The sequence below is a fragment of the Paenibacillus sp. FSL F4-0122 genome (assembly GCF_038002845.1).
Taxonomy (GTDB): domain Bacteria; phylum Bacillota; class Bacilli; order Paenibacillales; family Paenibacillaceae; genus Paenibacillus_AQ; species Paenibacillus_AQ odorifer.
Genome location: NZ_JBBODI010000001.1, coordinates 742412 through 765744, shown reverse-complemented (window position 1 = coordinate 765744; position 23333 = coordinate 742412). Strand labels below are relative to the sequence as shown.

Here is a 23333-nt window from a genome sequence, read left to right as displayed (position 1 = left end):
TCATCTATCTATGGAGAAGTGGAGGCTGCATCATGAAAGATACGGAGATTGGTACATTATCAAGCCGGTTGGAAGTTAATATTGCTAATTTGTACCAATTGATGGGTGAAAGCTCTGATGTAGTGATAAAAGAGTTGCAGATAGAAGAGAACACTCATATTTCTTTGATTTACATAGATGGTCTTGTGGATACTCAGGTGCTGCATAATTCAATTTTGTATTCCTTGCAGGAACACATTCCTTACGAACAGCTGAGGGGGCTTTCTCCCGAGCGGAAGTTTGAGATGATTAAGAAACAGATATTAATAGCCGGCGATATAGCCGTCATTGACGATTACAGCCAATTTATTCATCATTTATTGTCCGGTAATATAATGCTGCTGCTTGACGGGTTATCCAGCGCTCTGCGGATCGGCTTACCAGGCTGGGAAGATCGTAATGTAGGGGAGCCTAGCTCACAGTCGGTTGTTCGGGGTCCAATGGAAGGATTCACTGAGAATTTACGGACGAATACGGCACTGGTTCGGCGAAAAATCAAAGATAGCCATTTATGGCTGGAAACCGTTCAGATCGGAAGGGTGACTCAAACCAGCGTATCCATTATGTATCTAAGTAACATCGCGAATAAGGAACTGGTGCAAGAGGTAAAGCGCCGTCTGAATAAAATAGATACGGACAGTATTCTCGAGAGTGGATATATTGAGGAGTTTATTCAAGAGACGGCAGTTACACCTTTTCCTACCGTATACAACAGTGATCGTCCGGATACGATTGCAGCGGGTATTTTGGAAGGAAAAGTGGCCATTCTTGTTGATGGAACTCCTTTTGTACTGCTGGTGCCCACATTTTTTGTGGCATTTTTCCAGTCAGCTGAGGATTATTACCAAAGGGCTGATATTGGAACATTGCTGAGATTAGTTCGTTTTATTTCATTTTTTATTACTTTGCTTGCCCCTTCATTGTATGTTGCGATTACTACCTATCACCAGGAGATGATACCGACCAATCTTGTAATCAGTTTAGCTGCCCAGCGGGAGAGTGTTCCTTTTCCTGCTTTTGTTGAGGCGCTGATCATGGAAATGACTTATGAGATTTTGCGGGAAGCCGGGGTGCGGATACCCAAAAATATTGGTCAGGCGATTTCCATTGTCGGAACGTTGGTGATTGGACAAGCCGCGGTAGCAGCGGGTTTTATTTCATCCGCAATGGTCATTATTGTATCGCTAACAGCCATTTCTAGTTTTGTTATTCCGGAGACAGGAATGTCTATAGCTGCGCGGATGATCCGTTTTGTGCTTATAGCTTTGGCCGGATTTATCGGATTATATGGAATTCTCTTCGGTATTTTCATCATCGTATTGCATTTGTCGAGTCTGCGTTCTTTCGGAATGCCTTATATGAGTCCGCTCGGACCGTATAATTCCAAAGATTTAAAAGACTCTATTTTTCGCTTTCCGTGGCCGTTTTTAAAGACAAGGCCTGCTGAGAATAAGACGCAGAACCTGTTTCGTCAAAGCACATCCAGTGATAAGGAACCAACCAAATGAATAAAAAATTAGTTAGAGGCGTTCTTCGATTAATGATAGCTCTCCAATTTACGTTAGTGCTAAGCGGCTGTTGGGAAAGAAATGAGCTGAATGAGATAGCTTTTGTCTTGGGGATAGGGATTGACAAGGCAGAAAAAGGTTATACCGTTTCGATGCAGGTCGTTATTCCATCTGCGATTTCCTCCCAAACGAATGGAGGAGGGGGAGGCAGTGGAGTCCCAGTGGTTGTATATAAATTTACTGTACCTACGTTTTATGATGCGCTGCGTAAGCTGAATCTGGATAGCTCTAGGTCAAGTTATCTCGGTCATATCCGGGTGTTGGTGATTGGGGAGGAGCTTGCCCGCACCGGAGTGGGTGAGATACTCGATGTATTTAAAAGAAGTCGGGAACCCCGGATGGATTTCTACGTTATGGTTGCCAGAGATACAACCGCCAGCAATGTCTTGAATGTCCTTACACCTATGGATAAATTACCAGCGAACAAATTATTTAGCTCTTTGGATAATTCTTATAAAGATTCAGCAAAAACAGTCGCTGTCACGCTGGATGATTTTATTGAGAATTTATTGTCTGAAGGTGAGAATCCTGTGCTAACCGGAGTGAAAATTATAGGAGATCCCAAAGATGGAGAAGACAAAAGCAATGTAGAGCGAACAATGCCTAAGGCAAGATTGGAATACCATACTGTAGCTGTGTTCAAAAAAGACAAGTTGATCGGTTGGCTAAACGAGGGAGAAACGATTGGTTACAATTATATCAACGATAAGGTAACCGCACATTCTGGCTCGATCGCAGGGGAAGACGGAAAGCCCATAGTAATCGAAGCGATCCAGGCTACAACTAAACGCAAAGTGAAAATCATTAATGGGGAGCCGCATATTTACCTTAGTGTTAAGACGCTTTGCAATATTGAAGAAGTGCAAAGTGTAGAAAATTTGGAATCGGAAAGCACTATAAAACGTTTGGAAAAGGAAACAGAGGAGCGGATTATAGAGCGGATGCAAAAAACTGTGGAGCATGTAAATGATCGTTTCAATGTTGATATTATGGGATTCGGACAATCGATCTACCATGCCAGCCCTAAAGCTTGGGCAAAGCTGCAGCAACAAAAGGGTGACGATTACCTTAAATCATTGCGCATCCATTACAAAGCCTCAGCAGTTATTAACCGCGTGGGTCTCACAGATAATTCTTTTCTTGAAAAAATCAAGGAGTGAAGTCAAATGCTAGTACTGTTATTCTTGGTGATTGCTGTAGGTTGTATGGCACTTGATTTGCCTAAATTAATGCGAAAGCGCCGAGTGCGTGATCTTAGCGTATATTTTATTTTTTGGATTTTGGGTCTTGGCGCGACCTTCTGCTCGTTGTTAAAATTGAACATCCCCAGTCCGCTGTTTCTTATTATCTTTATCTATAAGCCAATAAATAATTTATTTGGCTTATTGTTTCATTAACAATGAAGCTGCAATTATCGCGGCTTTTTTTGTTTTATCATGTAGAAGTTCTTGTCCTTAACTTAAGAATATTTCATAGAATGAAAATGAGAGGTTGACCATATTTGTCGGTGGGGCATATTATTTGGAATGAACAATTTTTAAGTAAGCTTACGGCTTTACTTGTATAGGAGCTTGCTCCTTGTTGGATGTATTGTATACTAACGAATAAAAAGAAAACGGTTACAAAGAGATTTTCAATTCAAGGAAAAAGGCATAATCATTCTCAGGGCTGCAAGGGGGAAGAAATGAAACCAATATTCAAAATTATGATTGTTGATGATGAGATGCTTGTAAGACAAGGAATCAAACATCTTTTGGATTGGGAAAATGAAGGGTATCGAATTGTTGGTGAGGCTGCTAACGGTCTTGAAGCACTAAATATGATGGATGAGGTTAATCCTCATGTGATCATTACAGATATTGTTATGCCAATAATGGGCGGGGAGAAACTGGTCAAGATCGTTAAGGAGAAATACCCTCATATTGAAGTAATCGTCTTAAGTAGTTTCAGTGAATATGATTATGTCCGATCCACATTTCAAAGTGGTGTAGCGGACTACATTCTGAAGCCAAAGTTGGAAGCTGATTATCTGTTAACCATCCTAAATAAAACCACTGCTAAATTGGTAGGGATGGAGATGACCGATCAAGGAAAGGATCCTGGGGAAAAGCAAGTTTTGCTAGTTATCGAGAAGCTTATGACCGGATATGAGTCTGGGCTTGAGTCTGCTTTGCTTCATGCAAAGTTTCCACACACACTATTCGCGTTTTTCGGAGCGGATATGAAACATATTAAAGATTCTGGGGATAGGTTAACTTTCACACAAAAAATAGAAAAAGGGCTTAGTAAGCTCCCTTTGGGCGATACAGTGTTTATTCGGCTGAAGTTTGTCAATGATTCGGTTATATATTTGCTTAATGCAAAGCCGGAACAGTGGGACGAGCTTGTTATAGAGCTCCGATATCTAGTCTCGGAGATGGACCATTGGGCGAGAGAAACACATTTCGTTATCAGTCAAAGCTTTACGGATTTTAATAAGCTGGGGGAGATTTATCGAGACAATTATTTAAAGCTTACACGATACAGTTTCTACTTGCCGGATCGAAGCTTAATTGAAAATGATCATTTGCCCAGCCTTCCGAGTGCATATCAGGAATATGATATGGGCGAATTAATGGAACAACTGAAACGTAAGCAATACCAGAAGGCATTCACTGGATTTCTGGAATATGTTCATCTCCGTTCGATGGATTATCGGACCGATATTTTCGAATTCAAATCGTTATTGGGGAATTTTATATTTAACGTAGCGACCACACTTGGAAAAATGAAGTATGAGACCGGAGGCTTGGAGGAATCCAAATACGACTTCTTTCGAAAAATAGATGAAGCGATGTATGCCGGAGATGCAATCGCTGTTGCTGAAGCTTTTATTCGCGAAGCTGAACGTGCGATTGGTGAGACGAACCTAACGATCAATCCAAATATGACCCGCTTGCTTGAATACATTCAGGATCATTACGCTGATCCCATCACGTTGACTGGGGTTGCGCGGCAGTTTCATTTCAACGCTTCTTATTTATCGAGCCATTTCACAGCTCAGAATGGTGAAGGATTTAATGAATATCTGAACAAAGTCCGTTTGGAGAAAGCCATGGAGTTACTCGTGACAACGGAAAAAACAATTTCTGATATTAGCGCTAGTGTGGGCTATTCGGATCAGAGTTATTTCACTAAAGTGTTTAAGAAACAGGCTGGTATTTCTCCGAGCCAGTACCGAAGACGGGACGTAGAGCGACCATGATTGGAACTATCATTAACAAGATTAGAAAGCAGGGCCTATTTCTCAAGCTTTTTCTTGTGACCCTCATAAGCATTGTTGCTGTATCCCTGCTGACTTTGTCTATTACCATCCGTATGTCAGAAAATTTATTCTTAAAGACCTTCAGCATAACGAATGGCAAACTACTAAATCAGATGAAGACAAACTTGGAGTCCTACAACAACGTTGTAGCTACGGGTGCTACAATGACAGCTCAGAAAGGTGCCATCCGCAGCTATTTGTCCGGGGGAGAGACGGATTCATTGACACTCGCTATCAAAACCTACCAGATGACAGAAAGCATGCGGGCAGTCCGCTCCAACCTGAGTGCCTTTGATGTGGGTATTATGATTGTAGGTGCGAATGGCAGAAGTTATTCAACCGATCCTTGGTATTGGTCTGCTACTGCTGATGAACTGAAGAACCACCCGATTACGAAAGCGACAGTGGCCCATCCACAGCAAATTCTGTACCAACTTTATCAAAAAGAGGATGGTCAAACCAAAAAGAAAGAGATCCTGTTAGTGGCTTCTAAAGCTCTATTTGATCATTCGACCGGCCGTATCTATGGCACTATGTACATTGCAATTCGTGATAGCGATTTTAAGGCCTTCTATGCCAATTTTACGAGTGAAGGTAATGATGTTGTTTTGCTGAATGCAAAAGGGCAAATTGTATCCAGCAACAGGACAGAGCTGATTGGGCTGACCGATCAACAGCTGCTTCAAGAAGTAGTTGATGAACAGAGCACAGGAGACAATGGAGAATCTGTCTATGTGATGGGGAATGAACGGGTAGTATTCTCGGAATACTTGCCTGAATTTGATGTTTATTTGGTGAATCTGATCGATAAGAAAGCTGTAACGGGTCAGATGGTAAATGCTAAAGCAGTGTCGTTGACGATCATGGCTATCGTAGCCATTTCGCTTATTATTGTATTTTTAATTACCAGGAAAATGACGAAGTCCCTGCGTGTACTCGTTGAACAGATGTCGAGTATTCCTAAGGGGGGATTTGATAATCATGTGGATGTCGCCACTAGTAGTTATGAAGTTAAGGAGCTAGGAAATGCCTTTAATTTTATGCTTGATTCCCTACATGATTATGTTGATCGGTTGATGGAGACCCAGAAGCAGCAGCGTAATGCGGAGCTGGCCGCCCTTCAAATGCAGATCAATCCACATTTTTTATATAATACGCTGGCTTCTATCAAATTTCTGGTGCAACAGGGCAACAAGGAAAAAGCAGCTGGAACAATAAATTCGCTAATCTCACTCCTGCAAAACACTGTCAGTGATATTCAATCCACTATACCTGTTAGTCAGGAATTAGAATCGCTGAAGCATTATGTGTATATCAATCATGTAAGGTACGGTGAAAAGATTCGCGTGAATTATTTTGTGGAGCCTGAAAGCTTGGATTATCATATGCCAAAGCTAATTCTGCAGCCTTTTATCGAAAACGCGTTCTTTCATGCATTCAATCTTAAAGATGAGGGAAGAATTCTGATCATGATCGCCGTTCAGGAAGATCAGCTTGTATGCGAAGTTGTAGATAATGGTGATGGGATGGACCTTGATCCGAATTTGATGAAAGAAGAACAGCTGCCAGCCTCGAAGCACAAACGCCAATTATTCTCCGGGATCGGTATACGGAATGTTGATGACAGAATCAAATTGTTGTACGGAGAGCGCTATGGTATTAACATTACAAGCAAACGAAATGAAGGTACGAAGATCATAATTACGCTTCCATTGTTAAAAAGCTAAAATTTTTACAAGAACCTAAAAATAGTACCATAGTCGATCTTAGAGTAAAAATAGAATCCAATAATAACACCAAAGCTAACAAAGATACTGCCAAAGAAAGCGAATACAAAATGATAAGATGGAAGCGTAGCAGAGAAAACGCTTCCATCTTTATTATTTTACAGATTATCAAGGGGGTTACGAAGTGAAAAAATTATTATCCGTAATGCTGGCTAGTGTGGTTCTACTTTCGGCATGTTCCTCAGGTGGAACGAAAAACGAAACGAGCAACTCCGGAAGCGAAGGTAGCAGCAAGCCACAAGAGATCACAGTTTGGGCTTGGGACCCAGCGTTTAACATTGCAGCCATGAATGTTGCTAAAGAAGCTTATGCGAAAGTCAATCCAGACGTAACGGTAAACGTCGTTGAGAACGCGCAGGCTGATATCGTGCAAAAGCTGAACACAGGACTGAACTCTGGATCTACGAAGGGTCTTCCTAACATTGTATTGATTGAGGATTACCGTGCGCAAAGCTTTTTGCAAGCGTATCCGGATTCCTTTTATGAATTGACGGATGTTGTAAAAGCTGCTGATTTTGCGGATTACAAAATTGGCCCGACCAGTGTTGACGGCAAGCAATATGGTGTTCCGTTTGATTCTGGTGTAACTGGAATGTATGTACGTACAGACTATCTTGAGCAAGCAGGCTATAGCCTGGATGCACTACAGGATATCGACTGGAAGCAATATATCGAGATCGGTAAAGCTGTAAAAGAAAAAACCGGCAAAAGCATGATCACACTGGATCCCAATGATCTTGGACTTATCCGGGTCATGATTCAATCGGCGGGTGCATGGTATACGGGTGAAGACGGTCAAACTCCGACCATTGCAGACAACGCTGCTTTGAAAGAGGCGCTTGTATTGTACAAAGAAATGATGGATTCCGGCATCGTGAAAGTTAACTCAGACTGGAGTCAATTTGTAGGCGCATTCAATAGTGGTGAAGTGGCTACTGTGCCAACGGGTAACTGGATTACACCTTCAATTAAAGCCGAAGCTTCCCAATCCGGTAAGTGGGCAGTAGCTCCACTTCCTAAGCTGGCAGCCACAGCAGGCTCCGTCCATGCATCCAACCTTGGGGGCAGCTCCTGGTATGTAATGAATGTAGATGGTAAAGAAGCTGCTGCGGAGTTCCTTGCAAAAACATTTGCTTCTGATGCGGAATTGTATCAGACGTTAAATACAAAAGTTGGTGTTATCGGCACTTTAAAAGCTGCGGCAAGCGGAGAAGCTTATTCAGCTGCGGATGAATTTTTCAAAGGTCAAAAGGTCGTATCCGATTTTGCGGCTTGGACCGAACAAATTCCTAACGTCAACTATGGCATGAACACTTACGCAATAGAGGACATTATGGTTGTAGCAGTGCAATCTTATCTTGGTGGAAAAGATGTAGATACTGTTCTGAAGGATGCCCAGAAGCAAGCAGATACCCAAGTTCGCTAATCACACTTAGGCTGTACAATCTAGGCCCTTGCTTCTTCTTCTCCTGTAAATTGGATTTCTACAGAAGGATGGGTAGCAGGGGCTTTCATCTCTAATTTATCAGACAGAAGGGTGTGGAGTGGAGTGGAAACTGTAAAGCCAGGGCTAAGCCCTCAAAGACATAAGAGCACTAAAGGTCAACGGCAAATCCATCTGACAGGCTGGTTATTCGTTCTTGTGCCGGTCATTATGATCAGTATTTTCTATTTTTATCCAATGATTCAAGCCTTAATTCTATCCTTCAAGACAGGCAGAGGCAACAATCTTCAGTTTACCGGCCTTGATAACTATATTCGTCTGTTTAGCGACACCACTTTCCTTACAGCCGTCAAAAACACTTTTATTTACTTGATTATTCAGGTCCCAGTTATGCTGGTACTGGCACTTTTTATAGCTGTGCTGCTGAATGACGAAAGATTGAAATTCAAAGGATTTTTCAGAACGGCCATATTTCTGCCAACGGTAACTTCACTTGTAGCGTACTCCGTTGTTTTCAAGTACATGTTTGGAGCCGAAGGTATCGTCAATAAATTTCTGGTGAATCTGCATCTAATCAGCGAACCGATTCAATGGATTACCGATCCCTTCTGGGCCAAAGTTACTATCATTATCGCTATCACTTGGCGCTTTACTGGCTATAATATGATTTTCTATTTGTCCTCACTGCAAAATGTCGACAAATCAATATATGAGGCTGCTCATATAGATGGAGCGAGTGCATTTACACAATTTTTCAAAATTACAATTCCCCTATTGAAGCCGATTATCTTGTTCACGACGATAACATCGACCATTGGAACACTTCAGTTGTTTGACGAGGTGGTTAACATCACGAAAGGTGGACCCGGCAATGCAACCATGTCGATTTCCCAATATATTTATAACCTTTCTTTTGAATACACGCCTAACTTTGGTTACGCTGCAACCGTCTCCTATTCGATTGTTGTAATGGTGCTCATTCTGACGCTTATTCAGAACAAAGTAGGAGGGGATAAGAGATAATGAAAACCAAACGCATGTTTACTTATGTATTTCTAGTCATCGCTGCGCTGATCTCTATCTTTCCATTTATCTGGATGGTTATAAGCGCCACGAACCAGTCGGTTGATGTAACCAAAGGGACATTGTTGCCGGGTGCACATTTAGTGAAAAATATAAACAATCTATTTAGTTCAGTGGATATGTGGCAGGCTCTCTGGAACTCAGCAAAAATCTCTGTGGTGACTACTGTGCTTTCACTGCTAGTAGCATCGGCGGCTGGGTATGGTTTTGAAATGTACCGTAGCCGGAGTAAAGATATCGTATTCAATATTTTGCTTGCTTCAATGATGATTCCATTTGCGGCGATCATGGTACCTCTATTTCAAATGTTCGCAAAAGTATCGAGTGTAGTGCCTTTTCTGGGTATCGATACAGCATCGGCAGTCATCCTTCCGACATTTACAACAGCATTCCTAATTTTCTTCTTTCGTCAAAGTACAAAAATGTTTCCTAAGGATATGATGGAGGCTGGGCGCATCGATGGTCTTTCGGAATTTGGATTGTTCTTCCGCATTTATATGCCAACGATGAAATCAACTTACGCCGCTGCTGCGATTATCACATTTTTAAACAGCTGGAACAATTATCTGTGGCCTTTGATCGTATTGCAATCACCAGAAAATATGACTGTGCCCCTTCTTATCTCGAATCTAGGCTCAGGTTATGCCCCTGACTATGGTCTGATCATGTCTGCGATTGTCATTACGACCTTGCCGACAGCACTAGTGTTTTTCATGATGCAAAAGCAATTTGTAGCTGGGATGACGGGTTCGGTTAAATAAGTTAGCGATCATGTTATGAATAGAGGAGGAAATATAGATGAAGCAGCAGGTTGAACGAAACCTCACTCCAAGTCTGGAATGGTTATCAGACCCTTCCATTTATGCAATAGGCAGAGTGCACGCGCATTCTGACCATCGATATTACCAAACGAAAAATGAAGCCGAAGCGCTTGGAGAAATGCCCTGGCGCCACAGCCTGAACGGCAGCTGGAAATTTAGCTATGCCCAAAATGCCATGGAACGACAGGTTCAATTTTATAAGGAGGACGTGTCTTGCAGAGGCTGGAAGGATATTAAAGTTCCCGGTCATATCCAACTTCAGGGTTATGGGCAGCCACAGTACGTGAATACGATGTATCCATGGGACGGTCATGAGCATCTTAGACCTCCGATGATCTCTGAGGACCACAATCCTGTAGGCAGCTATGTCAAATATTTTGAAGTTCCTGCGGGCTGGGAGCAACGTCCGGTGTATATATCTTTTCAAGGAGTTGAATCGGCTTTTTATATATGGCTAAACGGGGAATTTGTTGGCTATAGCGAAGATAGCTTTACACCGAGTGAATTTGATTTAACATCATACTTGACGGAAGGCGAAAATAAGCTGGCGGTCGAAGTCTATCAGCGCAGCACGGGGAGTTGGTTGGAGGATCAGGACTTCTGGCGCTTTTCGGGAATCTTTCGTGAGGTGTATCTATATACCGTGCCGGATGTTCATGTGCGGGATCTCCACGTTCAAACCGATTTGGATGAAAAGTTTGAGCAAGGAACGCTGACGGCTGTCCTGCAATTGATAGGTAAGTCTGCTTCAAAAGTATGCCTTGAGCTTAAGGATAGAGCAGGTAATCTTGTGGCTAGTGGTGAAAGTGAAGTTTCAGGAGATTCTCTTTCGCTTACGCTTGCGGCAACAAAGGTGCAGCTGTGGAGCGCAGAAGCTCCAAATCTGTATACCCTTTACGTCTCTGTTTACAACGCCTCCGGGGATCTTGTGGAAGTTGTGCCGCAAAAAATTGGTTTTCGGAAATTCGAAATGATGGATAAGATTATGCACTTAAACGGCAAACGTATTGTATTTAAAGGCGTCAACCGACATGAGTTTAATCCGCGCTTTGGACGCAGCATTACAAAAGAAGATATGCTGTGGGATATAAAAACCTTAAAGCAGGCGAACATCAACGCTGTGCGGACCTCGCACTATCCGAATATGACACTCTGGTATGAGTTGTGTGATGAATACGGAGTCTATGTCATTGACGAGATGAATTTAGAGTCGCATGGATCATGGCAGAAAATGGGGGCAGTTGAGCCGTCTTGGAACATCCCCGGCAACAAGCCTGAATGGCAGGATATCGTGATGGATCGTGCGATTTCCATGGTAGAGAGAGACAAAAACCATCCCTCCATTCTAATTTGGTCCTGTGGGAACGAATCTTTTGCAGGAGAAGTAATTCTGAACGTAGCCAATTATTTTCGAGAGAAGGATCCTACTCGTTTGGTTCATTATGAAGGGGTGTTCCATAACCGTGAATATGATGATTCGAGCGATATGGAAAGCCGCATGTATGCGAAAGCGGCAGATATCGAAAGGTATTTAACAGAAGATCCGTTAAAGCCATATATTAGCTGTGAATACATGCATGCGATGGGCAATTCCGTCGGGGGATTGCATAAATACACAGAGCTAGAGCAAAAGTATCCCATGTATCAGGGTGGATTTATCTGGGATTATATGGATCAGGTGATTGTGAAAAATGATCGATACGGTAAGCCCTTCATGGCTTATGGAGGAGACTTCGATGACCGTTCAACCGATTACAACTTCTCCGGTAACGGAATTGTGTATGCGGATCGGAGATGGTCGCCAAAAATGCAGGAAGTGAAATTCCTGTATCAGAACGTCAAGCTGCTCCCGGATAGTCAAGGTTTTACAATCAGAAATGAAAACTTATTTGTGGGCTTGGATGCTTATGAATTACAATACGCTCTGAACTATGAGGGTAGGGTCATCCAGCGTGGAACAGTATTCGCACAGGTTAATCCGGGCGAGGAAAAATATGTAGAAGTTGATCTACCTGATATTAAGAATCAGCCTGGCGAGTATAGCTTGGATGTTGCACTTGTCCTGAAGGAAGATTCATTATGGGCGAATAGCGGTTATGAAATCGCTTTTGGCCAGCATGTTTTTCAAGTGGCCAATACGTCAGCCGAGGAGTCTTTAACAGATGCTAAGATAACATCTGTCGTGAATGATTTTCGCGTGGTTGAAGGAGATGTGAATATTGGTGTACATGGTCGTGACTTCTCCGTAATGTTCTCAAAGCAGGCGGGTACATTAATTTCTGTTAAATATTCAGGACAGGAAATGATCTCTTCACCGCCGGCACCGCTCTTCTGGAGAGCAATGACCGACAATGACAAGGGGGCAGGAATGCATTTCGACTCTTCCCCTTGGTATGCAGCAAGCTTGACCCGTAGAACGTTAAGCTTCGAGCTCGTGGAGGAGAAAGACCGTGCGACGGTGACTTACGTGTATAAGATTAGTGTATCAGAGGCGGTACGTGTAAGTGTAACTTACACCGTGTTCTCCGATGGAAGCATAAAGGTGAAATCAAGCTACCATGGAGCAGCGGGTTTACCAAAGCTTCCGATCTTCGCTTTAAGCTTTAAGGTGCCAGCGGATTATCACCAGCTGGATTGGTATGCAAATGGGCCGGAAGAAAATTATATCGACCGTGCGTGTGGGGCGAGATTGTGTCGCTTCCAGAATCATGCGGTGGACAATGTGTCGTCCTATTTGGTACCTCAGGAATCGGGCAACCGCACAGGTGTACGCGAAGTATCCATAAAGAACGATTATGGCCAAGGCATTATAATATCGGCACCAGCTACAGCCCCTGTTGAAGCCAATATCTCGCCTTACTCGGCAATGGAGCTGGAGAATGCGACACATCATTATGAGCTGCCGAACGTTCACTATACCGTTGTTACCATTGCTGGACGTCAAATGGGTGTAGGCGGGGATGACAGCTGGGGAGCTCCAGTTCTTGATGAATATCAAATCAATCCATCCTTAGATATGGATTTTGAATTTACAATTCGCAGAGCATGATTTTTTTGCAATATTTGAAGTCATGTATTAGATGATAAAAATTCAACAGGCTCGGTTCAACGTTAAATTTGAACCGAGCTTTTTTATGCTCGTTATAATTCCGTATAATTTGAGCTCAGTAAAACCTTATAAAGTCCTTAGATTTGCTATATATGATCAACTTATAGCAAATGAGAGGATGATATAGGATGGGAGAGTATATTTTACAAACTAATAATTTATCCAAGAGTTTCAGGGGGCAGCGTGCGGTTAACGATATTAGCATAACCGTAAAAACTAATTCGATTTATGGACTGTTAGGCCCAAACGGCGCAGGTAAATCGACGACTCTAAAAATGATAACAGGAATACTTCGAGCGACGTCAGGACAAATTTTATTTGACGGTCATCCATGGACACGTAAGGATTTACTACACATTGGAGCGCTGATTGAGTCCCCGCCACTTTATGGGAATCTGACTGCTGTCCAAAATTTGAGGGTACACACGACAATATTAAACTTACCGGATTCTCGGATTCGGGAAGTTCTTGAAATTGTTGATTTAACAACAACAGGCAAAAAAAGAGCGGGACAATTCTCTATGGGCATGAAGCAACGTCTCGGGATTGCGATCGCCTTGTTAAATCAACCTAGACTCTTGATTCTGGATGAACCGACAAATGGGCTTGACCCGATTGGAATTCAGGAATTACGTAAGCTTATACGCTCATTTCCTGCACAAGGGATTACAGTTATTTTATCGAGTCATATTCTTCATGAGGTGGAGCAAATTGCCGATCATATTGGAATCATTAGTAATGGTGTTCTAGGGTATCAGAATGCAATATTTCCTGGTGATGATTTGGAGAAATTGTTCATGGAAGTCGTGAGTCGGAACAGACAGGAGGTAACCAGATGATCCACTATCTTTTATCCGAAAATATTAAATTCAAACGAACATTTTCGCGAAAATTGATTGTCGTGGTGCCACTGTTTTTTCTTCTATTTTCATTTTTCACACAACAGAACCTGCAAACTGAAGACCACTATTTTATGGAAATGGTCTTTAATTGGTGGCCGCTGTTATTCATGACCATAGGATCTGCTTTGTTGTCTACACTATCGAATAACAAGGATCGTAAGGCTGGAGGATACCGCAGCTTAAGCAGTCACGGAATTAGCATCGTTAAACTTTGGCTCAGTAAAATTATTGTGGTGTCATATTATTTGCTGTTGTCTTCGCTGCTCCTTATTGCAGTAATGTACCTATCTGGTCTTTTGTTTCCTTTGGGTGCAGCACCCTTATCTGAAATTACAACAGCCGCTATGGTTGTTTGGTTGACCTCTTTGGGGATGATTCCAATCTATCTATTCTTAGCTGAACAATTTGGGTCTGTAGTATCTATTCTTGCAGGTCTGTTTGGGATGATTGTGAGTGTACTAGCAGCGGATCAACCTTCATGGATTTATGTTCCGTGGAGTTGGGCTTTAAGGTTAATGTGTCCCATTGTTGGTGTACGTCCAAATGGTGTGGCTCTTTCAGCACAGGATGCTCTAAGAGACTCTTCGGTTATTTTACCTGGAATTGTGGTGTCGCTTGTATTCTTTTTGGTAACCCTCACCTTAACTAGCTGCTGGTTTAGTAGAAGAGAGGTGCGATAGAGATGGTGATACTCCGGCTATTACAAGCTGAATGGTTGATGACTAAGCACACTGCAATTCGTTGGTTGATATTCCTTGTTCCTGTTCTATATCCGATGATGGTACTTTGGTATTTTTCACAGCGTGCGGATCAGTTTCACATCTATGATGGTTATTTTTCATTAATAGCCTTTGGGTTGCCTGTTGGGATAGGATTATTCTCTGCTTTAATGAGTGGTTTAGAGGAGGGGGCAGGGGGATTCTATAATCTATTAAGTGCTCTTTCACGTCCGAAGTGTTATATAAGAAAACTCGGGTTCATAATCTTGGCGATGATATGGATCGTATTCGGTTCAACATCAATTCTAATACTGGGCATGAAACAAATTTTGCATATAGAGCAGATACAATATCTAATATTCTGGCAAGGAGCTTGTTGGGTAGTAGGCACTGCTCTAATCTTAATGATCTTTCATCTCATCTTAAGTTATGCTGGAGGTTTGGGACTTTCTCTAACGGTGGGTAGTGCAGGTACGCTAATTGCAGCCATCGTAGGTGGAACCATTGTAGGAGATAAAGTGTGGTTATACATACCGTGGGCCTGGTCGATGCGGATGATTCAACTTCCCTTGTTTTATGCACAACCCAACGGGTTCATTGAAACGGAAGTATTGAAGCTGCAACTTCTTCATTCCGTACCTGCTATACTTATTAGTACAATGATAATGGCAATGTTAGGCTTGACATGGTTTCATTACTTTCAGGGTAGGAAATCATATGAATAAATAGGAGTGAGGTCACTGGCTAATATTTTAATAATAGATGATGAACCTGATATTTTGGCGCTAGTAAATAATATTCTTAGCAAAGATCACCATAGGGTTACGGTAAAAACAAGTGCACGACATATGCCTTTGAACGAGTACTCGACATTTGATTTAATCCTATTGGACGTGATGATGCCAGATATCGATGGTTTTGAGCTCTGTACTCAAATCAGGGATATCGTAGACTGTCCGATTCTGTTTCTTACAGCTAAATCAATGGAGACAGATATTATGTTTGGACTTAGTGTAGGGGCAGATGACTATATCGTGAAGCCTTTTCGCGCAGGCGAGTTGAAGGCTCGGGTTAACGCTCATTTGCGGCGTGAGGATCGAGGGAAAAATCATATGTTAAGCGCATCTGGAGTGAAATTCAATCTCTCGGCAAAGGAGGTTTCTATTGATAAAGAGAAAATAAATCTCACTAAAAGTGAATATCAGATATGTGAATTTCTTGCTAGAAATAAAGGTCAGGTTTTTTCCAAAGAACAAATTTATGAATCGGTTTATGGCTATGACAGAGAAAGCGATAGCTCAACTATTACAGAACATGTAAAAAATATCCGCAGTAAGCTGAGTGCGAGGGAGGTTTCACCGATTGAAACCGTTTGGGGGATAGGTTACAAATGGGTGTGAAACGAATACGGCTCCGTACAGTCTTCATTCAATATTTATTATCATTAGGTGCGTGTACTCTATTATTGGCATTTCTGTGTTTAGGGGTATTTACTCTCTTAATGCAGTATGGAATGATTGTTCCAGCAAACCATACTGAGCAATCCATTGCAAAGTCTTGGGATGTTTTGCAGCGTGCGCCAGAAATTACGCAAGAAATGATCCCTTGGGGAGCGGAACATGCGGTATTGGATCAGCAAAAGAACTATATTTCAGGAAATATTCCTAAAGAACGCGCTCTAGATATATTGCAGAAGAATCAAAGCAGTTGTAATCTCATGGGTACAAACTGCACCGATGTGATTGAGCGGGAGCATGAGGTTATCGTACTGCAATATGCAATCGTACCGCAGTTCACCTCGAATTTTCTGCATAACACGCTGCCTAATCCGCAATTAACGTTATTGCTGTTTTTTGTAGTTCTGATGTTACTGGAAGTTATTCTGATTTCTGGATTTTTCGCTCGAAGACTGAGTCAAAAAATGGCTTCCTTGCAAGAAGCTGCACATCACATTGAAGCTAAGAATTTGGATTTTACTGTCGTGTATTCTGGGGTCAGTGAAATTGATGAGGTGCTATCATCCCTGGAACAGCTGAGAGAGGAATTGAAAAAGTCGCTAGAACAGCAATGGAATTTGGAACAAATGAAAAAAGAGCAGATTTCTGCGCTTGCCCACGACATTAAGACTCCTCTTACGATTATTCAAGGAAATGCAGATTTGCTGATAGACTCAGATTTAGCGGAGAATCAGCAAGAATATATAGGGTATATTTCCAAAAATGCGGATCAAATCGAACAATACATGGCAACACTTATTGAGATTTCTAATACGAGGAAACAAATTTCTCCCCGCTCTAAATGGGTTAGAACGGAAGCTTTTATCCAGCAAATTCGTACGCAGTTAGATGCGTTGGTTGTCCCTAAGCATCTTCGGATAGAATTCCACCAGGACAATAATCTGCCCCCTGAGGTGTTGATAGACAATGAACTACTTCATCGGGCTGTGATGAATGTACTCGCTAATGCGGTAGAGTATTCCCCGTATGAGAGTGTGATTTATTTGCAGGTTGAGGCAAAACAAGATTGGTGGAGTATAACGGTAGCAGACAGTGGATCAGGATTTACGAGTGAAGGACTCCAATCTGCAGTTAAGCAGTTTTATCAAGGGGACAGTAGCCGTACCTCCAAAAGTCACTATGGATTGGGACTTTATATTGCCGACACCATTGTCAGGCAGCATCAGGGCAGTCTGCATATTAGCAATTCTCCTCTGACGGGTGGAGGTCAAGTTCGAATCGACGTCCCAGTTCGTGGAGTTAGGTAGAGGTTTATTACACCTCTTAGAATAACATTGGATAAAACTTCTGGTTTATCTGATGAAATTCTAAGGGGTGTATTTTTTATGACGATCAAAACCAAATTCTCAATTGTTGGAAAAGTAGATTAAAATATTGATTGCTATATACAATTAAATACAATAAAGTTGTCATATAGAGGATAATTTTGTCGATTTTTCTGCAAAAATGTTCCAATCTACACTGTATCAGGTGACATTAGGGTCTATGAGGTTCAAATCCTCTTCCTGAAAAAGACATAAGAAAGTGGTGCGCATAATGAGTAGCAACAGATTTGAAAACAAAGTAGTTATTATTACGGGTGCTGGTACCGGAATCGGAAAAGCTACAGCATTGAGAGTAGCAAGAGAGGGTGGTACTGTAGTAGTTGCCAATCGATCAGATGCTGGCGCTAACACAGTCGAAGAAATCAAAGCTTTAGGTGGAGAAGCACTGTTTGTGCGGTCAGACGTTTCAGTTGAAGCAGACTGCAAAAATATCGTAGATCAAACCTTAGCAGCTTATGGAAAGATTGATTGCCTTTATAATAACTCAGCAATTACAGGAGATAATGCGGATGTTACAGAATATGATCCGATATTGTTTCAAAAGGTGATTCAGACAAATCTTAATGGCCAATTCTACATGTTGCATTATGCATTACCACATATGAAATCCGGTGCTTCCGTTCTAAACTGTTCCTCCTTGCATGGTATTTTTATTGGGATGGCAAATGATGCAGCTTATTCAGCAAGTAAACACGCCATTGTGGGCATGACTAAATCGGTTGCTAAAGAAGTGGGTCACCGTAATATCAGAGTAAATGCTATTTGCCCTGGTCCTATCCCTACACCAACCATGAACAGATACGAAAAGCTGTTGTCTGATGATGTAGAGATGCTTCAATCTCTTATCGCTTCTGGAACGGCTTTGGGCAGATATGGTACGCCTGAGGAAGTAGCTGCTTTTGCATGTTTCCTTCTAAGTGATGAGGCTTCATTTATTACAGGTACAGCACATGTGATTGACGGGGGCTACTCCGCAACTAAGTAATTAGTCGGATTAATTTACTTATATAAGCATCTAGTATCGAAGGCTTTGCGGCGTATTCCTGTTCGAAAATCCTGTAGGATGAATGGACTGGAGTTGGAAGGCGCACGCAGAGCCTTTTTTAGTTGTTTCTAAATGATAACGGAATTACACAAGTGTGAATGAAATTAAGGCAGATATAACCATGGATATGTTGGAATTTGTAGAAATTTGTATTTTAATATAAATAAAAAAAGAAATTTGTCGATAATAATATAGGTAATAGGTATGAGTTAAAATATATTAGAAAGGATGTTGCAATAAAACGATACAGGAAATAGATGTCATTTACTATTGATTGTAACGATATGGCATCATTTAAACAAGGCAGTTTGTTCCAAACCCAGTTGCCAAAAGTAGAAGTTACTGAAAAGCCTGGGCAGAAATTTTTTTGTCTGTTGGAGTTACATACATTACTTTCTATTATTAAAAAATAACTATTAAAACTTGGAGGAATACAATTATGTCATACACAATTAAATACAACAAAAGTGAAAACCACATCGATGTAGTATCTATCGATTTTTCTGCTGAGGATGTTCCAGGATACTTGAAAGATTTTGAGAATATCATGAAGCTTGTTAGTCCTAAATTTACGGGTACAACTGATGTAACTGAATCTGCAAGTGTACTTTCTCCTGAAGTTGCAGCAATGTTGGCTCCAACAGGTGAGATGGCGAAAGCAGCTGGTCAAGCAGGATGGGCTTATGTAACTAAAAACCCAATTTGGAAAATGCAATTGAAACGTATTTTTGGAAGAGATTTTGCTGATGCTTACGATACCTATGAAGAAGCTAGAACAGTACTGAAAAAATTGCAATAATCTAATAAATAGAGTTAGCAAAAAGTGCGGAGAGCTTTCTCCGCACTTTTTGTTTTATCTATATTTAAAATTGAAAATCTTCATCCTTCAGTGGCTCCACATTAAGCGCCCGGACATATCCGTTGCCTTTCTTCGAGAAGAAGTCATGCTGCTTGGTGTGGGTGCTGATCCCGTTCTGAACAATCGGGTTGATCTCTTCCTCGTCAAATAGCGGATCATGGCCCAGATTCATCATCGCTTTATTGGCATTGTATCTTAGGAAAGTCTTAACCTCGTCCACCAATCCGATAGGGGCATAGATCTGCTCGGTATAACGCTCTTCATTCTCATGCAGCAGTCGAAGCAATTCTACCAGCGTATGGTGAAGTTCGCGTTGCTCGTCTTCTGGGAGCCCGTCAAAGATCTCTTGTGCCAGCACGCCGACATATACCCCATGGATGCTCTCATCCCGTAGAATAAGGTCGATGATCTCACCGCTGCAAGTCATTTTGCCCTGCCCAGCCAGATATAGGGGATAGAAGAAACCACTGTAGAACAAGTAGCTCTCGAGCAGTACGGAGGCTGCCATGGCGAGGTACAGGTCTTTAGGTGAGTCTATGTTTTTGTAATATTGTGATATGGTCTCCGCTTTGAACTGGAGGAAGGGGTTCTCTTCTACCCAGCGGAATACACTGTCGATCTCCTCTGTAGAGGACAAAGTGGTGAAAATACTGCTGTACGATTTGGCATGAATTTGTTCCATCATACCCATGAAGCCCAGTACGGCTTTACGTTGAAGGCCTTCGACATGCTCCATAATCTGCGGCATTCCGACTCCGCCTTGAATCGTATCCAGCAGTGTCAGACCGCCCAGCACCTTCATATAGGAGTCCTTTTCTTGCTCACTGAGCGTGAGCCAGGACATTTTATCATCGGATAATGGAATTTCATCGTCCGTCCAGAATTGCATAATGTTCTGATTCCAGAACATCAATGAGAAATCGTCGTCGGGACGGTTCCAGTTAACGGCTTGGATAGCGGTCATAATATTGCAATCTCCTTTTCTGCGGCTATAGCCTTCCTTTTAGATTGAGCAGGTGAGGCATTCCTCGACAGACAGCTTTTTGGTCCGGGTGTAATACAGCGACTTCAAGCCTTTATGCGCCGCATACAGGTAGGAGCGGGCCAGTTCTCTGGTGGAAACATCACTGTTAACATGCAGAACGGTCGAGATACCTTGGTCGATATGGGGCTGAATTTCCGCGATCAGATCGATTACCTTGAACTGGTCCATCTGGTAAGCCGATTTATAGAAAAACACATTGTCCGGCCGCAGGTACGGCATCGGATAATAAGTAGTTGAATTAGCATAAGTCCGAGTCTCAATCTGCTCAACAATCGGCATAACGCTTGAAGTGGCGTTTTGGATATAGGAAATGCTGGCCGTTGGCGCAATCGCCAAACGGTAAGCATGGTATAGGCCATTTGCTTTTACCGCATCCCGCAATTGTTCCCAGTCAGCTGGGGATGGGATATAAATATCTCCGAATAACTCTTGTACCCTTGGGGTAACCGGACGGTAATCGGTAGTCAGGTAACGCTCAAAATAAGCTCCCGTAGCATAATCAGAAGCCTCAAATCCATGGAAAGATCGGCCCGTCGCGGCAGCGATTTCCATGCTTTTCTCCAGCGAGTGGAAATTCATGGTCATAAAGAAGGTCCGGGCAAAATCGCGGGCCTGCTCGCTTTCATAAGCAATGTTGTTCTTAGCCAGATAGCCGTGCAGATTCATGACGCCAAGACCGACAGAGTGCATCTCCTTGTTTGCTTTGGCTACGCCTGGGGCATTGGAAATACTGGTCATATCGCTAACAGCGGTCAGGGCGATCATGCCCTCATGTACGGATTCACGGATTTTGCCATGTTCCATCACGTTAACAATGTTCAAGGAAGCCAGATTGCAGCTTACATCGCGGCGGATTGTACTCTCCTGTCCGTAGTCGGCAATCTCTGAGGTCTCCTGCAGCTGGAAGATTTCAGTACAAAGGTTGGACATTTTGATCTGTCCGACGTTTTTCAGAGCATGGGCCGCATTGGCATTGCTCTTGTTCATGATATATGGATAGCCAGATTCCAGCTGGATCATGGCAATTTTGGTCAGCATATCCCGTGCGCTCATAGCTTTCTTCTTTTTGACACGTGGATCGGCCAGCAGCTTATCATACATGTCATCCAGATCCATATCGTCGAGATGCGTTCCGTAGGCTTTGTACACACTGTAAGGAGCAAATACATGCAGTGCTTCATTGTCCTTCGCCAGCTTATAGAAGCGGTTCGGAATAATCAGGCCGATGGACAGGGTTTTGAGTCTTGTTTTTTCGTCGGCATTGATCTTCTTGCTGTCGAGGAATTCCAGAACGTCCCAGCCAAAAATGTTGTAATAGGCTGCTCCTGATCCTTTACGCTGACCCATCTGATCTGCATAGGAGAAGCCGTCTTCCATCAGCTTAAGTACAGGTATAATTCCCTTCGCAGCATCCTCAACACCCTTGATAGTTTCACCACGGGAGCGTAGCTTGGATAGGTTGACGGCCACACCGCCACCGATCTTCGACAACTGCATGCAGGTATTCAGCACATAGTTGATGGAATTGAGCGAGTCGTCCATTTCGATTAGGAAGCAGGAGACGAGCTCACCACGCCGGCTCTTACCGGCATTTAAGAAGGTTGGGGTCGCAGGTTGCAGGCGCTGTTCCATCATCGAACGGGCAAGTACCCCGGCAGTATCGGCGTTGCCGCGTCCCAGGTGAAGGGCGACTGCCGCCACACGGTCCGGGTAATGCTCCAGATATTGTTTGCGGTCATTGGTTTTTACAGCGTAATCCGTGTAGAATTTCGAAGCTGCCATATAAGATGGAAAACTGAAGTTGTAGGCGTGGGTAATCTGGTAGACTTCTTCAATTTCCGCCGTGCTGTACTGTTCGTAAAAATTCTCGTAGAAATCCTGTTCAATCATATAATCAACCTTGGCTTTTGTATTCGCAAAAGCCAGACTCCGGCGCTCTACATCCCGCATAAATTCGGCTACTGCCTCAAGATCTTTGTCTAACTGAAAGAAGCCACTTTCGTCTCTCTTCATCAACATGTTGTTTAATTCAATATGCCGCAACCCGGCTCACCTCCTGTTTAATCCGTTCTACATCGCCAAATGTACCCGATAACTCAAATTTACCGATAACGGGCACGTTATACCGATCTGCAATCAAGTCCGCGCTGTGCGCGAACAGCTCGCCCCAGTTCTTATTGCCGCTGGCGGCTATGCCTTTCAGATTGGCATTATTGTTCTTCAAGAAAGTAGACACCTTTTCTGGAATCTGTCCAAAGCCGGTGGTATATGTAATAAGCACATAGGGCTCGTCAATCGTCATATGCTCCTCAATCTGCACAGCCGGCAACTTAAGTTTGCTGATGAAGCGTCTGACATTTCCTGTTTTTGAATCATACGCGACTAGCATGGTGTCTGTCCCCCTGTAAATATTAAAAACTATTGAAAATAGTATGAAAACTGAATGGATAAGCTTTAAATACTGAAAAATTGTATCTATACTATATTTAGTGTGCGTTGTTTATTTTAATTACTATATGTTGAAAAGTCAATATGGGAACAGCCGTCTTAATAGCTGGGAAAGTGTCTCGTAAGCGGTTTTTTGGCAGGCTTTTAGGGCAGAAAGACCGGAGTATTAGTATTTTGCTAGTTTAAAAATAAAAATAAAAAAATTTGCAGGAGTAAGGGTGATACTTAGGGATGCTGCTGAGGGTGATGGCAAGCCAATAAATCTGCAAGGAACAGAGCCTGCTCCTTGCAGATTTATTGGCTTTATTTTTGCGAAGT

19 protein-coding genes are annotated in these 23333 nt (G+C 42.5%); 16 read left to right on the top strand and 3 right to left on the bottom strand.

Going from position 1 to position 23333, the window contains the following annotated elements:
* Positions 1–32 precede the first annotated feature (32 nt).
* The 16 genes from MHH49_RS03110 (at position 33) to MHH49_RS03035 (ending at position 19462) form a co-directional block, all read left to right on the top strand.
* Positions 33–1547, top strand: a complete 1515-nt coding sequence (locus tag MHH49_RS03110; protein ID WP_076099516.1) for a spore germination protein — start codon at positions 33–35, stop codon at positions 1545–1547.
* Positions 1544–2767: a Ger(x)C family spore germination protein gene (locus MHH49_RS03105; protein ID WP_038569271.1), complete on the top strand. Its 1224-nt coding sequence runs from the start codon at positions 1544–1546 to the stop codon at positions 2765–2767. Before MHH49_RS03110 ends, MHH49_RS03105 begins: the two co-directional genes overlap by 4 nt.
* Before the next feature lie 6 nt (positions 2768–2773).
* Positions 2774–3004, top strand: coding sequence for a hypothetical protein (locus MHH49_RS03100; RefSeq protein WP_036675888.1), 231 nt, complete (start codon positions 2774–2776; stop codon positions 3002–3004).
* 287 nt (positions 3005–3291) lie between these two features.
* On the top strand, positions 3292–4851 hold the full coding sequence (locus MHH49_RS03095) for a response regulator transcription factor (RefSeq protein ID WP_036675962.1): 1560 nt from the start codon (positions 3292–3294) through the stop codon (positions 4849–4851).
* The gene (locus MHH49_RS03090; protein WP_076099517.1) at positions 4848–6638 is read left to right on the top strand and encodes a sensor histidine kinase; all 1791 of its coding nucleotides are present in this window, start codon (positions 4848–4850) and stop codon (positions 6636–6638) included. Before MHH49_RS03095 ends, MHH49_RS03090 begins: the two co-directional genes overlap by 4 nt.
* A 184-nt stretch (positions 6639–6822) precedes the next feature.
* Positions 6823–8124, top strand: a complete 1302-nt coding sequence (locus MHH49_RS03085) for an ABC transporter substrate-binding protein (RefSeq protein ID WP_036675885.1) — start codon at positions 6823–6825, stop codon at positions 8122–8124.
* Between the two features lie 228 nt (positions 8125–8352).
* Positions 8353–9165, top strand: coding sequence for a carbohydrate ABC transporter permease (locus MHH49_RS03080; RefSeq protein WP_341138769.1), 813 nt, complete (start codon positions 8353–8355; stop codon positions 9163–9165).
* Positions 9165–9986, top strand: a complete 822-nt coding sequence (locus MHH49_RS03075; RefSeq protein ID WP_341137874.1) for a carbohydrate ABC transporter permease — start codon at positions 9165–9167, stop codon at positions 9984–9986. Before MHH49_RS03080 ends, MHH49_RS03075 begins: the two co-directional genes overlap by 1 nt.
* A 37-nt stretch (positions 9987–10023) precedes the next feature.
* Complete coding sequence (locus MHH49_RS03070; protein WP_341137873.1) at positions 10024–13095, top strand: glycoside hydrolase family 2 TIM barrel-domain containing protein; 3072 nt, start codon at positions 10024–10026, stop codon at positions 13093–13095.
* A gap of 188 nt (positions 13096–13283) precedes the next feature.
* Complete coding sequence (locus tag MHH49_RS03065; RefSeq protein WP_076099520.1) at positions 13284–13994, top strand: lantibiotic protection ABC transporter ATP-binding protein; 711 nt, start codon at positions 13284–13286, stop codon at positions 13992–13994.
* Positions 13991–14737, top strand: coding sequence for a lantibiotic immunity ABC transporter MutE/EpiE family permease subunit (locus MHH49_RS03060; RefSeq protein ID WP_036675878.1), 747 nt, complete (start codon positions 13991–13993; stop codon positions 14735–14737). Before MHH49_RS03065 ends, MHH49_RS03060 begins: the two co-directional genes overlap by 4 nt.
* A gap of 2 nt (positions 14738–14739) precedes the next feature.
* Positions 14740–15501 (top strand): lantibiotic immunity ABC transporter MutG family permease subunit, encoded by a 762-nt coding sequence (locus MHH49_RS03055; RefSeq protein WP_038569276.1) that lies wholly within the window; start codon positions 14740–14742, stop codon positions 15499–15501.
* A gap of 15 nt (positions 15502–15516) precedes the next feature.
* Positions 15517–16176 carry a response regulator transcription factor gene (locus MHH49_RS03050; RefSeq protein WP_038574204.1) on the top strand — a complete coding sequence of 220 codons (660 nt, stop codon included), beginning with the start codon at positions 15517–15519 and terminating at the stop codon, positions 16174–16176.
* 101 nt (positions 16177–16277) lie between these two features.
* A complete protein-coding gene (locus MHH49_RS03045) occupies positions 16278–17540 on the top strand; it encodes a HAMP domain-containing sensor histidine kinase (RefSeq protein ID WP_340950471.1) in 1263 nt (420 codons plus the stop codon).
* 289 nt (positions 17541–17829) lie between these two features.
* A complete protein-coding gene (locus MHH49_RS03040; protein ID WP_036675873.1) occupies positions 17830–18603 on the top strand; it encodes an SDR family NAD(P)-dependent oxidoreductase in 774 nt (257 codons plus the stop codon).
* A 499-nt stretch (positions 18604–19102) separates the two neighbouring features.
* Positions 19103–19462: a hypothetical protein gene (locus MHH49_RS03035; RefSeq protein ID WP_036675871.1), complete on the top strand. Its 360-nt coding sequence runs from the start codon at positions 19103–19105 to the stop codon at positions 19460–19462.
* Between the two features lie 64 nt (positions 19463–19526).
* On the opposite strand, the gene nrdF is transcribed toward MHH49_RS03035, so the two are convergent.
* Genes nrdF through nrdI form a run of 3 tightly spaced genes read right to left on the bottom strand, consistent with a single transcriptional unit; the run spans position 19527 to position 22956 of the window.
* On the bottom strand, positions 19527–20486 hold the full coding sequence (gene nrdF, locus MHH49_RS03030) for a class 1b ribonucleoside-diphosphate reductase subunit beta (RefSeq protein WP_076099522.1): 960 nt from the start codon (positions 20484–20486) through the stop codon (positions 19527–19529).
* Between the two features lie 39 nt (positions 20487–20525).
* Entirely contained in the window at positions 20526–22610 is a 2085-nt protein-coding gene (gene nrdE, locus MHH49_RS03025) for a class 1b ribonucleoside-diphosphate reductase subunit alpha (protein ID WP_076099523.1), read from the bottom strand.
* A complete protein-coding gene (gene nrdI, locus MHH49_RS03020) occupies positions 22597–22956 on the bottom strand; it encodes a class Ib ribonucleoside-diphosphate reductase assembly flavoprotein NrdI (RefSeq protein WP_036675861.1) in 360 nt (119 codons plus the stop codon). The genes nrdE and nrdI overlap by 14 nt, the downstream gene beginning before the upstream one ends.
* Positions 22957–23333 lie beyond the last annotated feature (377 nt).